Annotated in this window: 14 protein-coding genes and 1 tRNA gene; 6 read left to right on the top strand and 9 right to left on the bottom strand. The window is 70.3% G+C overall.

Features of this window, described 5'->3' with window-relative positions:
* Positions 1-68: 68 nt before the first annotated feature.
* On the top strand, positions 69-278 hold the full coding sequence (locus FCN22_RS06640) for a hypothetical protein (protein WP_137120769.1): 210 nt from the start codon (positions 69-71) through the stop codon (positions 276-278).
* A gap of 42 nt (positions 279-320) precedes the next feature.
* Here the strand turns inward: FCN22_RS06640 and FCN22_RS06635 are convergent, their stop codons facing one another.
* Positions 321-2,600: a catalase gene (locus FCN22_RS06635; RefSeq protein ID WP_137120768.1), complete on the bottom strand. Its 2,280-nt coding sequence runs from the start codon at positions 2,598-2,600 to the stop codon at positions 321-323.
* Positions 2,601-2,744: 144 nt separating this feature from the next.
* Positions 2,745-4,403, bottom strand: coding sequence for an alpha-amylase family protein (locus tag FCN22_RS06630; protein WP_137120767.1), 1,659 nt, complete (start codon positions 4,401-4,403; stop codon positions 2,745-2,747).
* A 63-nt stretch (positions 4,404-4,466) separates the two neighbouring features.
* Here FCN22_RS06630 and FCN22_RS21575 point away from each other — a divergent pair, with 63 nt between their 5' ends.
* The 3 genes from FCN22_RS21575 to FCN22_RS06620 all read left to right on the top strand — a co-directional run bounded on the left by FCN22_RS21575 (position 4,467) and on the right by FCN22_RS06620 (position 5,724).
* Entirely contained in the window at positions 4,467-4,604 is a 138-nt protein-coding gene (locus tag FCN22_RS21575; RefSeq protein WP_162308148.1) for a hypothetical protein, read from the top strand.
* 9 nt (positions 4,605-4,613) lie between these two features.
* A complete protein-coding gene (locus FCN22_RS06625) occupies positions 4,614-4,973 on the top strand; it encodes a GNAT family N-acetyltransferase (RefSeq protein ID WP_137120766.1) in 360 nt (119 codons plus the stop codon).
* 151 nt (positions 4,974-5,124) lie between these two features.
* Positions 5,125-5,724 (top strand): DinB family protein, encoded by a 600-nt coding sequence (locus FCN22_RS06620; protein WP_238384563.1) that lies wholly within the window; start codon positions 5,125-5,127, stop codon positions 5,722-5,724.
* A 97-nt stretch (positions 5,725-5,821) separates the two neighbouring features.
* On the opposite strand, the gene FCN22_RS06615 is transcribed toward FCN22_RS06620, so the two are convergent.
* From FCN22_RS06615 to FCN22_RS22670, 6 genes are all read right to left on the bottom strand, one after another.
* A tRNA-Val gene (locus tag FCN22_RS06615) sits at positions 5,822-5,898 on the bottom strand.
* Positions 5,899-5,956: 58 nt separating this feature from the next.
* A complete protein-coding gene (locus FCN22_RS06610; protein ID WP_137120764.1) occupies positions 5,957-6,430 on the bottom strand; it encodes a TIGR02611 family protein in 474 nt (157 codons plus the stop codon).
* Positions 6,427-7,272: an aminotransferase class IV gene (locus tag FCN22_RS06605; protein WP_202911444.1), complete on the bottom strand. Its 846-nt coding sequence runs from the start codon at positions 7,270-7,272 to the stop codon at positions 6,427-6,429. The genes FCN22_RS06610 and FCN22_RS06605 overlap by 4 nt, the downstream gene beginning before the upstream one ends.
* 111 nt (positions 7,273-7,383) lie before the next feature.
* Positions 7,384-8,163, bottom strand: a complete 780-nt coding sequence (locus tag FCN22_RS06600) for a DsbA family oxidoreductase (protein ID WP_162308147.1) — start codon at positions 8,161-8,163, stop codon at positions 7,384-7,386.
* Between the two features lie 55 nt (positions 8,164-8,218).
* Positions 8,219-8,893, bottom strand: a complete 675-nt coding sequence (locus tag FCN22_RS06595) for a phosphoribosyltransferase (protein ID WP_137120762.1) — start codon at positions 8,891-8,893, stop codon at positions 8,219-8,221.
* A 9-nt stretch (positions 8,894-8,902) separates the two neighbouring features.
* Positions 8,903-9,043, bottom strand: a complete 141-nt coding sequence (locus FCN22_RS22670; RefSeq protein ID WP_338016634.1) for a magnesium transporter — start codon at positions 9,041-9,043, stop codon at positions 8,903-8,905.
* A 103-nt stretch (positions 9,044-9,146) separates the two neighbouring features.
* Here FCN22_RS22670 and FCN22_RS06585 point away from each other — a divergent pair, with 103 nt between their 5' ends.
* The gene (locus FCN22_RS06585) at positions 9,147-10,139 is read left to right on the top strand and encodes an LLM class flavin-dependent oxidoreductase (protein ID WP_238384562.1); all 993 of its coding nucleotides are present in this window, start codon (positions 9,147-9,149) and stop codon (positions 10,137-10,139) included.
* 80 nt (positions 10,140-10,219) lie between these two features.
* On the top strand, positions 10,220-11,515 hold the full coding sequence (locus tag FCN22_RS06580) for an NAD(P)/FAD-dependent oxidoreductase (RefSeq protein WP_137120759.1): 1,296 nt from the start codon (positions 10,220-10,222) through the stop codon (positions 11,513-11,515).
* Between the two features lie 7 nt (positions 11,516-11,522).
* On the opposite strand, the gene FCN22_RS06575 is transcribed toward FCN22_RS06580, so the two are convergent.
* Entirely contained in the window at positions 11,523-13,139 is a 1,617-nt protein-coding gene (locus tag FCN22_RS06575) for a phytoene desaturase family protein (RefSeq protein WP_137120758.1), read from the bottom strand.
* Between the last annotated feature and the right edge of the window lie 32 nt (positions 13,140-13,171).

Below are 13,171 nucleotides of genomic sequence, written 5' to 3'. Positions count from 1 at the left end.
GTCATCCGTTCGGCCAGTTCTTCGCCATCCGCCGGACAGATGTGGCGGGGCTGGCTCATGGTGTGAGCATGACGCTGACGATGCCCCGGGCGGGGCACTACGAGGTCTGGAACGACGGGCGGCTGGTCGGTCGCGTGGTCGGGGACCACGTGATCGGCTTCCGCGCGAGCCTGCCGGACGGGACTCTCCTGCGCGACGAGTTCACCGACCCCGCGCAGGCCGCCGAGGGCCTGCTGGAGGTGGTCCCAGGGCCCAGCGAGGCCACGGCGGAGGGCTGATCCACCGCTGCACGGGGGCGTGGCGCTCGCGATCCCCGGTGGTCAGTCGGTCTGCGCGGTGAAGCGGTCCCACACCCGGTGGCTGGAAAGCAGCTGACTGACCTCTCGCAGGACGTCGGTCGGGTCGGTTCCGCAGACCACGCCTGCGCTTGACGGGTCCACGCCCACCGGAGCCAGCGCATCGCGGCCGTCGCCCCAGGCGCCGATGGCCTTGCCGTGGCGGTAGCACTCGGACACCAAGAGGCCCACCCGAGGGTCGGTCGCGTCGTCCGGGGCGGGTGCCCCTGCCTTGGCGTCCAGGCTGACCACCGCGTCCGGCGCCTTGGCAGTCGCGGTGGACAGGAGCACCGCATCGAACTCCACCGACCGTGCCGTGGCAAAGGACCGCTGGACGACCACCTGCTGGTCGCCGTCTCCCAAGGCACCACCGTGCGGTGCGATGACCAGCGGCGTCATCCCTGCCTCGTGGACCGCTCCGCAGACCGAGCGCACCGCGGCAAGGTCGCTGGACCCGTCGGCCACGATGCCGATCACCCGGCCGTCCACCGGCCAGGTGGAGCCCACCTGTGACAGGGCCGGGCTGGGGTCCATCTCGGGCAGGGCCTCGTCCGGGGAAGGCGCGGGCAGACCCAGCCCGGCGGCGACGCCGTCGCACAGGTCGCGGTCGATCAGGGCCAACGACTTCAGCTGCCGCTCCTTGACCGCCTGCTCGTAGCACTTGCCGAGCTCGAACGTGTAGGCCGCGAGGATGTGGTCGCGCTCCACGGGCGTCATGCTCAGCCAGAACAGCCGTGCCTGGCTGTGGTGGTCGGCGAACGACTGCGGCGACTCACGGACCTTCCGCGACGAGGGAAGTTCCCGCGGCACGTCCACGAAGGCACTGACCTCCTCCCCCGCCACGAACGGACAGCCGCCGTCCAGCGAGTTCGGCCGATACGGCGCCACGCCCTGCTGCACGGCGTGCTGGTGGAACCCGTCGCGCAGCATGTCGTTGACCGGGGCGTGCGGCCTGTTGATCGGGATCTGCGCGAAGTTCGGGCCACCGAGCCTGGTGATCTGGGTGTCCAGGTAGGAGAAGAGCCGAGCCTGCAGCAGCGGGTCGTCGGTGACGTCGATGCCGGGCACGAGATGGCCGGGGTGGAACGCGACCTGCTCGGTCTCGGCGAAGAAGTTCTGCGGTCCCGCGGTCAGGGTCATCAGGCCCACCGGCTGCACGGGCGCGAGCTCCTCCGGCACGATCTTGGTCGGGTCGAGCAGGTCGATGCCCTCGAACATCTGGTCCTCGGTGTCGGGGAAGGTCTGGATCCCCAGCTCCCACTGGGGAAGCGCACCCGCCTCGATCGCGTCATACAGGTCCCTTCTGTGGAAGTCGGGGTCGGCACCGTTGACCAGCTGGGCCTCCTCCCAGACCAGCGAGTGCACGCCGAGCCGAGGCTTCCAGTGGAACTTGACCAGCGTGGTGGCGCCCTCGTCGTCGATCAGACGGAAGGTGTGGATGCCGAAACCCTCCATCATCCGGAAGGACCGCGGGATGCCCCGGTCGGACATCTGCCACATCACGTGGTGCTGCGCCTCGGTGTGCAGGGAGACGAAGTCCCAGAAGGTGTCGTGGGCGCTCTGGGCCTGCGGGATCTCCCGGTCCGGGTTGGGCTTGGCGGCGTGGACGATGTCAGGGAACTTGATCCCGTCCTGGATGAAGAAGACGGGCATGTTGTTGCCGACCAGGTCGAAGGTGCCGTCGGCGGTGTAGAACTTCGTGGCGAAACCGCGGGTGTCGCGCACCGCGTCCGCCGATCCCCTGCTGCCCACGACCGTGGAGAAGCGGACGAAGACAGGGGTCTCGACGTCCGTGGCCAGGAAGCCCGCCCGGGTGACCTTCGCCGCCGAGCCGTAGGACCGGAAGGTGCCGTGGGCGCCGGTACCCCGGGCGTGGACCACTCGCTCCGGGATCCGCTCGTGGTCGAAGTGGGTGATCTTCTCGCGCAGATGGTGATCCTGCAGCAGTGTCGGCCCGCGCGAGCCCGCCTTGAGCGAGTGGTCGGTGTCGCGCAGCCGCACGCCTTGCGCCGTCGTGAGGTATGCCCCCGACTGCGCCCGGGCGTCCTCGGGCGCGTCCACGTGCTGGCCGGTGGCGGAGACGATCTCAGGGGCTGCCTGGTCCGCCTTGGGCGGCAACGGCTCGTGTGGCGTCGTCGGCTCCTCCACCGCTGCCTGCTCGCTCCCCGGTGCCCCGGGCACGGTCGCAGCACCCTTGCCACTCTGGCGGCCCTGCGGTGTCGACGTCTTCTTCGCGGCGGATGGCTTCTTCCTGGCAGCAGACATGGGTTCTGACTACCCCGTGGCGGCGATCCGTAACGGCAGCCCTCGGCCGTCCCTCACCGCACGTCGCGCCTCACCCTTCGCTCATGCGCGACAACGGGCCGGCGAGGGTGGTTGGTGTGGCGACGCCGAGGTTTGGTGGTGCGGTCATGCGGAGCCGGTCTGCCGGTCGAGGCGCAGCCAGCGGTATCCATATCCGGCAAGCTCGAGCTCGTGCAGGCCGACGTCTGGTGGGGGGTAGTCCTGGTCGGCAAAGACCTCAACGACGGTGTCGCCGGCTCCTGACGGTGCTGCGAGGTCGCAGGTCGCGGGGCTGTCGGCGAGGTTGTGCAGGAACAACATCGACCCGGTCGGGCCGTCGCACCGGTGTGCCAGTACGTGGGGCGGCAAGGGGACGTCAATGAGGGTGCACGTGCCGGTGCCGACCTCCGGCGACTCTCGCATTGTGCGGATCATCGTCTCGAACCAGCTGAGCAGCGAGCTCCGGTCACGGCGCTGGTCGAGGACGTTGACGGTCTCGCAGCCGTACTCGCCGCCACGGATCACTGGACGGACGAGCTGGTCGCGGCCTGCGGTGGAGAAGCCGCCGCTGGCCTCGTCGGTCCATTGCATCGGGGTGCGCACGGCCGTCCGGCCGGACAGGGCCAGGTCCTCGCCCATACCGAGTTCTTCGCCGTAGCGCAGCACCGGGGTGCCGGGCAGGGTGAACTGCAGCGAGTAGGCCATCCGGATGCGCCCCGGGTGGCCGCCGAGCATCGGCGCGAGGCGGCGCCGGATTCCGCGGCCGTAGATGCGCATCGTCTCCTGCGGCCCGAACACGGCGAACACCTGCTGGCGCTGCTCGGCGGTCAGACCGCTCAGGTCGACCTCGTCGTGGTTGCGTAGGAAAGTGGCCCACTGCCCCCAAGCCGGGATCGGCGGGGTCGAGCGCAGGGTCTCGATGACCGGCTCGGCCTCGCCCCGGGCGAGGGCCAGCATCAGATGGCTGTTGAGGCGGAAGTCGAACAGCATGTGCAGCCGGTCGCCGGAGCCCCCCGGGCCACTGAAGTACTCCGGCAGCTGGTCCAGGCCGACGTTGGCTTCGGCGAGCAGCACCGCGTCCCCGGCCAGCCAGGAGACGTGTCCGCGCAGTTCGGTCAGCAACGTGAAGTCCTGTCGGCTGGTCTGGTCCTCTGGCCCTTCCAGGGTGATCACCGATGGGGCGGCGTCGATCCGGAACCCGGCCACGCCCAACTGCAGCCAGAACCCGATGACGCGTTTGATCTCCGCTTGCACGGCCGGGTTGGCCCAGTTCAGGTCCGGCTCGAAGGCGTGGAACCGGTGGAAGTACCACGCTCCGGCGTCCTGGTCAAAGGTCCAGGTCTCCTGCTGTTCGCCGGGAAAGACCATGCCCTGCCGCCTGCCCGCCGGCTCGCGGTCAGACCAGATGTACCAGTCCCGGTAGGACGAGGAGGCGTCTGCGCGGGCGGAGCGAAACCACGAGTGCTCATCGGAGGTGTGGTTGACCACCAGGTCCATCATGATCCGAATGCCCCGGTTGCCGGCCTCGTGCACCAGCTCGGCGAAGTCACCCAGCGACCCGATGCGCGGGTCGATCCCGTAGTAGTCCGCGACGTCGTAGCCATCATCGCGATTCGGGGTCGGATGGACCGGGTTCAGCCACAGACAGGTGACCCCCAGCCGAGCAAGGTAGTCCAGCCGGCTGAGCAGGCCCCGCAGGTCGCCGATGCCGTCACCGTCGGAGTCCTGGAAGGTCTCCACGTCCAGGCAGTAGATGACCGCCTGCTTGTACCACCGTTCACTCACCGCATTGATCCTGCCAGCCGAGGCGCGATCCTGCACCTCGAGTACCGGCCACCCCCTCACGCGATGACGGGTACTGTCGACAGCATGGACGCGGTGCAGCTCGTGACCGGGGCCGAGGACATGGTGGCCGTGCGGCGCCTGTTCCGCGAGTACCGGCGGGCGGTCGAGGGGTACGCCTCGGCCGCCGACGTCTGCGCTTGATTCGACGACATGTCTACGGAGCTGGTCCAGCTCCGCTCGTTCTACACCGCCCCCGGGTTCTTGCTGCTCGCCCGGCGTGACGGCGCACCGGTCGGGTGTGTCGGCGTGCGGGTCCTGTCGCCGGACACTGGTGAGCTGCGACGCCTGTTCGTCCAGCCCCAGTCCCGCGGCGCCGGACTCGGGCTTCGCCTGTTGACCGAAGCGACCGGTCGGTCCCAGAGCATCGGCTGGAGCAGACTGGTGCTCAACACGTTGCCCACGATGACCGCCGCACGCTCGTTGTATGACGCGAACGGCTACGCCCCGATCGAACCGTATGTCGCGGAGCCCGTCGACGGCGTCCAGTACCTGGCTCGCGATCTCAGGTAGGACCGCCCTGTTCGGGCGTACTGGGAAGCGAACCCCGCCCCAGCCGTCCCCTTCTGCAGAGACCGGTCGGGCTGCTGGCAACCGGAGCGGTCGCGAGCGCCTCCCCCGGCCTACTGTGGAACCTCAGCGACCCGATGACCGGGAGGCGACCTTGGACCCGAATGACGTCTACACGGAGCTGGACCGCATTCGTGCCGACTTCCGCACCCTGCTGGACACCGCGACCGTGGCCGAGCTGCGCCAACCCAGTGACGGCACCAGGTGGAACAACGAGCAACTGCTCTTCCACATGCTGTTCGGCTACTTGCTCGTGGCGAACCTCCGCTACCTGGTCCGGATGTTCGCCCAACTACCTGACGGGGCTTCCAGACGATTTGCCGCGCTGCTGAACGCTGGGACCCGTCCATTCCACGTGATCAACTACGTCGGCTCCATCGGTGGCCCGCGCGTCCTCGGACACGCGCGGATGGAGCGGGTCATGGACCGGGTAGTCAGCAACCTGCAGGCTTCCCTTCGCCGACAGTCGGCCGAGGCGCTGAGCGGGGGTATGCACTTCCCGGTCGGCTGGGATCCCTACTTCAGGGACCACATGACGCTCCTCGAGATCTACCACTACCCCACTCAGCACTACGAGCACCACAGGCGACAGCTGACGCTTTCTCGCACACGTGCCACGTGTCCACCTGATCCAGCCCGCAGACGCACCGGCTCCTCCACCCCTCCCGAACCTATGCCCCCTCAACAGCCATAGCCATGGCTAGAAGTGACTAGTTGGTCTCAACCAGCCCCTCAACCACTGACCGTGCGGGCCCCTCGACACTCGTGCACCGACCCCGACGGCTTTGGTGTGGTGGACGTGAAGGGACTCGAACCCCTGGCCTCTCGCGTGTGAAGCGAACGCTCTAACCAACTGAGCTACACGTCCGTGCTGCGAGACAGGAGAATAACCGCTGCCCCGCTCCGCGCCCTAATCGGGTCGCGCGTCACAGGCCCGGCACGGCATGCAGCCAGTGCTCGGCGAAGTCGGGGAGGATGCCGGGCACGCCAGAGATGAGGAAGAGCCCCCAGAAGATCATCGCGACCGCGGCGAGGGTGAGGAGCAGGACAACCGCCTGCATCCACCGCGGCTGGATCTGCAGCCACGCGTTCCACGCCTTCAGCGTGCGCTTGCCGAAGTCCAGCAGGCGGGCGGCCCACTCGAACTCCGACGCCCAGATGCCGACCCCGATGAAGACGACCAGCCACCCGGGCCCGGGAAAGGGGACCATGACGGCCCCGCCGCTGACCACGACCAGCCCGAGGACACCAACCAGGATGCGGTAGATGCGGTGGGTGTGGGGATTGGCCCGGATCCGGCGCCGCCACGCCCAGTCGTCCTCGTGCGCATCGACGGTGACGTCGGGGTCGCCGTAGCGGTCCCGCGTGTCGTCCGGCGGCGGCGCCGGGTCGTGACTCATGGGTTGGGCGTCTCCGAACTTCGTCGGGCGAAGACCGCGGCGGCGCGCTGGGTGACCGGGCCGGGCGCTGGCAGCTCGTGGTCGTCGACGGCGTGCACGCCCAGCACGTCCTTGGTGGAGGAGGTGATGAAGACCTCGTCGGACTCGTGCAGCGCGGCAAGGGGCAGCGTCTGCTCGAGCACGGTCAGGCCGTCCTCCCGGCACCACTCGATGACCAGCTCGCGGGTGATGCCGGCCAGCGGCCCCGCGTCCAGCGGTGGGGTGAGGATCTGGCCGTTCTGCACGACGAAGACGTTGGACCCGGTGCACTCGCACAGCTTGCCCCGGGTGTTGGCGAAGATCGCCTCGATGCCCTCCCGCTCCTTGGCGTAGGCCAGGGCCACGACGTTGTCGGCGTATGACGTGGTCTTCAGCCCCGCCGTCGCGGCCCGTTCGTTGCGGGTCCAGGGCACGACGACCAGTTTGCCGGTCGCCGGCGTCGGCGACTGCGGCGCGGCCGTGACGATGTAGGTCATCGGACTGTCCTGGCGGTCCGAGCCGAGCGGGCCGGCGCCACCGGTCACGCTGTAGCGAAGCCGCCCGAAGGCGATCGGGTTGCCCTCGAGCACCGCCGAGATGCCCTCGGCGAGGCGGTCGCGGTCGGCGGCGGGCAGACCGAGCCCAGCCAGTGACCGATCCATCCTCGCGTGGTGTCGGTCGAGCGCGAAGGGTGCGCCGTCCACCACCTTGGCCGTCTCGAAGACCCCGTCACCCACGGACACCCCGTGGTCCAGAGCCGGGATCGACGGCTTGTCGTCGACCCGCTCGCCATTGACCCAGACCCGAATCTCACCAGTGCTCATGATCCGACTCTGCCAGATCGGGACCGGCGACACGAGCGCCACCCGGCACCGAGAGCCAGGCCCTGGGAGTCAGGCGCTGTGAGTCAGGCGCCGGGAGTCAGGCGCCGGGAGTCAGGCGCTGGACAGCCGGCTCTCCCGCTGCCACGGGTCGCCGACCTGGGTGAGCCAGGTGGCCGGAGGATGCACCGCGCCGACGGGAACCCGGATGTCGCGGGCGACCAGCCACGAAGGGGCAGCGGGGCTGCGCCGGTGCCGGGCGACGCGGACGCCGAGGTACTCGCAGGCCCGCTGTCCCGAGGAGGCGACGCCGCCCTCGACCACGGTCGGCAGCTCGGCCTGGTGCAGGCTGGACCACCGCTCCCTGGACTGCTTGATCCGGCGCCACGCGGCCGTCGTGATCGGTGCCCGGGTCATCGCCACGGCATACCCGAAGCGCCGCACCGGGTCGGAGGTCGCATGACCCCGGATGAAGTCGCCGGCCAGCAGGGTCCGCAGGACCTCCGGGTCACCGATGTTGACACCGTCCTCCCAGTACGCCGCGAACAGCCGGCGGCGCACCTGGTCGGCCACCCCGGCGCCCACGGCCTCCGCGTGGGCGGACACCGCCGCCTCGGTCTTCGGGACGAGGTCGGGCGGGTCCACCGGTACGAACTCGTCCGGGCCGCACTGCGCCCGCACCTCTTCCAGGACGCGCGCCGCCTCGGCCCGGGTCTGGGCGTCCAGCCGTCGTCCCTTCACGGGCGTCCTCGGGTGCCGCTCGATCGCCCGCCAGGCGATGTCTAAGCCCGCCTCCTGCAACGCATCGATGCGCTGGCTTGCCAGGTAGCTCCACGGATCGGCGAAGTCCCCGTAGACGACCAGTTGCGGGGCCTGGCTGTTCGTGTTGTCCATGATCGGCCTCCTCGTGGGTCCGATCATAGATGTTTTACCACGGACTATCCCGTGTTTATTGAGGTGGCGAATGGAGGATCGCGCTCACCTCATCGTCCGAGGTCTCCGAGAAGTCGCGATAGGCGTATCCCACCGCACGGAACGGGTGCGGCCGCCGCAGGCACACCAGAGCGTCCACCATCGGCCGCAGGTCGTCACAGGCTTGATCGGACCCCACCGGCACGGCCACCACGACGGCCGACGGGCCCAACCGTTTCACCACCGTGACGGCCGCCCGCATCGAGGCGCCGGTGGCGAGGCCGTCGTCCACGAGGATCACAGCGCGGCCGGTCAGGGACACCGGCGCACGTCCCTCGCGATAGGCGTCCTCCCGCCGGGCCAGCTCCTCGAGCTCGCGACGCTCGACCCGTTCGAAGACGCCGTCCGGCAGACCCGTCGCCCGCAAGTCGGCCAGCAGGTCGTGGTTGCGGACGGTGACCTGCACACCGGCGGCCGTCGCCACCGCGCCGAGAGCGAGCTCGCGCTGCCCGGGAGCCCCGATCTTGCGGACGATGAGGACGTCGAGCGGGCAGTCGAGCCGCGTCGCGACCTGCGCTGCCACGGGGACGCCACCACGGGGCAACCCGAGGACGACCACGTCGCCGGGCACGGCATACGTGGCCAGCCGTTCGCCGAGCGCTCGCCCGGCGTCGCGGCGGTCCGCGAAGGCCTGGCCACCCACGAGGTGCATCACCCAAGGCTACGGGCGAGGCGACGTCACACCCCGAGCACGACCCCGGGCGATGAGGACGAGGTCGATCAGTCCGGAGGCGTCCACCAAGGTGGTGATGGAGGGAGCGCTGACGACGGCGGGATCAACCCCGAGGCGACGCGCGAGCATCGCAGGAATGAACCCGGTGCCCGGGGTGGTTGGACCGACCGAGCAACGGTGCCCGAGCGGCACCGCTCACACCCAACGCACCGCGACGAGAGGCTGGTATGCCGTGACCACCGTTCCCCTGTCGATCCTGGACCTCGCCCACATCGGCAAGGGCGAGACGGCCGCCGACAGCTTCCGCGCCAGCGTCCAGATGGCTCAGCGCGCCGAGGAGTGGGGTTACCGGCGGATCTGGTACGCCGAGCACCACAACATGCCGACCATCGCGTCCTCGGCCACCAGCGTGCTCATCGCTCACGTCGCCGCGCACACCGAGCGGATCCGGCTGGGGGCCGGCGGGGTGATGCTGCCCAACCACGCGCCGTTGCTGATCGCCGAGCAGTTCGGCACGTTGGAGTCACTGCACCCCGGGCGGATCGACCTGGGCCTGGGCCGCGCCCCGGGCAGTGACCAGAAGACGGCCCGCGCGCTGCGCCGTGATCCGGGCTCGGCCGACAGCTTCCCGCAGGACGTCCTCGAGCTGCAGGGCTACCTGACCGGGCAGTCGCGCATCGCCGGGATCGACGCCACGCCCGGCAAGGGCACCGACGTGCCGCTGTTCATCCTCGGCTCCTCGCTGTTCGGCGCGCAGCTCGCGGCCGCGCTCGGACTGCCCTACTCCTTCGCTTCACACTTCGCGCCCGGCGCCCTGCACGACGCGGTCACCCTCTACCGACGCGACTTCCAGCCCTCGGCACAGCAGCAGGAGCCGTATGTGATCGCCGGCGTCAACGTCATCGCCGCCGAGACGTCCGACGAGGCGGACGATCTCTACCAGGCCGCGAAGCGCACCCGGGTCCGGCAGCTGGTCGGTCGGGGCCGGACGTTCACTCCCGACGAGGAGGAGCTGCTCCTTGCATCGCCGGCCGGCCAGCAGGCGGAGCAGATGATGCACTACACCGGCGTGGGCACCGCGGACGAGGTGGGCGACTACCTCGACCGATTCGCCAAGGACGCGCAGGCCGACGAGCTCATCCTGGTCTCCTCTGCTCCTGGCCGCGAGGCCTGGCTGCGCTCGTTCGAGCTCGTGGCCAGGGCAGCGGGGCTCGCCACGGCCTGAGCCGGGCACGGTCGCAGAAGCAGTCGACGGCCGGGGCTACGCTGGGGCGCGCAGCGCACAGCCCGGGTTTTGGAGGAAGCATGCCGACCGCAGACGTCGTCGTCATCGGTGCGGGAGTGATCGGGTGCTCGGTCGCCCACGAGCTCGCCCGCGACAGATGGGCCGTGACCGTGGTCGACCGTGGGCACGGCCCCGGGCAGGGCTCCACCAGCGCGTCGTCCGCCGTGGTCCGCTTCAACTACTCCACGCGCACGGGCGTCGCGGCGGCCTGGGAGGCGAAGCACCTCTGGGCCCGCTGGGAGGAGCACCTCGGTGGTGCCGACGAAGCCGGTATGGCGCGCTTCCACCAGACCGGGTCGCTCTACCTCGACTCCCCCGAGCAGGACCGCCGCAAGGTGCTGGACCTGTTCGACCAGGTCGGTGTCACCTATGAGGAGTGGGACGCCGAGACCATAAGGAGGCGGCTGCCCCAGGTGGACCCCGGCCGACACTACCCGCCGAAATCCCTTGCGGACGAGGCATTCTGGGACGACCCGACCGGTGAACTGACCGGATACTGGACTCCGGACAGCGGCTTCGTGGACGATCCCACGCTGGCCGCGCACAACCTGATGGCGGCGGCTCGGCGCCGCGGTGCGACCTTCCGCTTCGGTGCTGAGGTCACCGCCGTCCGCCGTGACGGCGGGCGGGTCGCGGGGATCGACCTCGCCTCCGGCGAGCGGATCGACGCGCCGGTCGTGGTGAACGTGACCGGGCCGCACTCCGGCCACGTCAACGGTCTCGCCGGCGTCCTCGAGGACTTCTCGGTGCGGACTCGCCCGATGCGTCAGGAGGTCCACGAGGTGCCCGCCCCGGACGGCCACGGCGTCGCGCAACCCGTGGTCATGGACCTCGATCTCGGCACCTACTCCCGGGGAACCCCCAGCGGCCAGCTGCTCGTGGGCGGCGCCGAGCCGGCGTGTGACCCGTTGCAGTGGCTGGAGGACCCCGACACCTACGTGCCGACCGTGACCAAGGAGCTCTACGAGGCGCAGGTCTACCGCGCCGCGCGGCGGATGCCCGAGCTGCGGGTGCCCAACACGCCCCACGGTGTCACTGGTGTCTACGACGTCGCCGACGACTGGATCCCGATCTACGACCGCACCGCGCTGCCTGGTTTCTACGTGGCGATCGGCACCAGTGGCAACCAGTTCAAGAACGCACCGATCGTCGGTCGGTTTCTGGCCGAGATCATCCGCAGCTGCGAGGACGGTCACGACCACGACGCCGAGCCCGTGCGGGTGGATCTGCCCCTCACCGGGCAGTACGCCGACCTCGGTGACTACAGCCGCCGGCGCCCGGTCAACCCCGACTCCAGCTTCAGCGTGATGGGCTGACGGGGCTTCACTCGCCGGGTGCTCCATAGAGGCGGTGCAGTGCCGCCAGGCCGAGCCGTCGACGCGGCCGTCCCCACCAGCCGTGGTCGCCGAGAGCCGCCCGAGCCGCGAGGTAGCCGCACGCCCCGTGCACTCCCCCGCCGGGGTGGATGGCGGCACTGCCCAGATAGAGGTTCTCCACGGGCGTCCGGGGCCCACCCAGACCGGTCACCGGCCGGAAGAGGAGCTGCTGGTGCAGCTGGGACGTGCCACCGCCGACGGCGCCCCCGACCAGGTTGGCGTCGGCGGACTCGAGGTCGGACGGTCGCTGGGTCCAGCGGTCGATGACCAGGTCCCGCCACCCCGGCGCGAACGCGTCCAACATCACCTCCGAGCGCTGCACGAGCTCGTCGGCGCTCCCGTCGTCGACCACATCGCGGGGCAGGTGCGTGTAGAGCCACATCGCCTCGGTGCCGTCCGGGGAACGCGAGGGGTCGATGGTCGACATCTGACCGACCAGGGCGAACGGCTGTGGCGGCTGCTGCCCGGTGGACAGGTCGGTCGACCACCGCGCCAGGCCGTCGACGTCGGCGCCGACGTGCACCACGGCCGAGTCCCGGGCAGACCGTGCCGTCCACGGCACGGTCTGCCTCAACCGGTAGTTGAGCTTGACCGTCGGCAGGTCCCAGACGAACCGGTCCAGCTCGTCTCGGAACCGGCGCGGCAGCGTGAGGTCGGTGAGCAGCCCGTCATACAGGGCCGAGGCGCTGGTGTCCGCGATGACGGCCCGTCTGGCACGTAGAGAGCGGCCCCCGGCCGTGTGGACGACGTCCGCGCGGCCGCCGCGCACCGTGATCGCGGTGACCGCGTCATTGGTGCTGATGGAGGCTCCGGCCACCTCGGCACGCGACGCGAGCGCCTGCGCCAGGACGCGCGACCCGCCCTCGGGTGAGGGAAAGCCGACGTCCTGCGCGAGCATGGCCAGCAGCCAGCCGAAGACCCCACTGCCCGCTGCGTCTGCCGGGATGTCCACGTGCATGGCGTTGCCGGCGAGTAGGGCCCGTCCGCGCTCCCCCTCGAAGAGCTCCTCGCCCATCCGGGTGACCGGGAGCAGCAGGAACCGTGCGAACCTCGCGAGGTCCCGCGCGCCCACGGCCGCCGCGAGGCGTGCGCCGGGAGCGACAGGCGGCCACCTGGTGAGCAGGGTGTCGAGCAGGGGACCGCGCAGCTGACCCCACTGGGCAACGAGGTCCAACCAGGCCTGCCCGTCCGCGGGATGTTCCTCGGCCAGTGCGGCGGCGGTCTCCTCAGGCGTGCGGTGGATCACGGCTCCACGCTGGTCGTGCGGTGAGCCGACGTGGGTCAGCACCGTGTCCGAGCGGCACCAGCGCAGTCCGTGGTCCGCCAGGCCGAGCTCGGTGAGGACCGGCGACGCGGCGGCCAGCGGGTGGCAGGCGCTGAACTCGTCGAGCACCCAGCCGTCCCGGTCCACCGACCAGACCGCTCCCCCCACGTGCTCGCGCGCCTCGAGCACGGCCACGTCCCAGCCCGCGTCGGCGAGCGTGGCGGCCGCGACGAGTCCGTGGTGCCCCGCGCCCACAACCACGGCGTCGACGACCTCGGGGGTACTGCGAGAGCGGCTCATCCGCCCATCCTGTCGCATGTTGGCCGTGGGGC

The sequence above is a fragment of the Segeticoccus rhizosphaerae genome (genome assembly GCF_005222685.1).
Taxonomy (GTDB): Bacteria; Actinomycetota; Actinomycetes; order Actinomycetales; family Dermatophilaceae; genus Segeticoccus; species Segeticoccus rhizosphaerae.
This window is presented reverse-complemented; position numbering and strand designations above follow the sequence as displayed.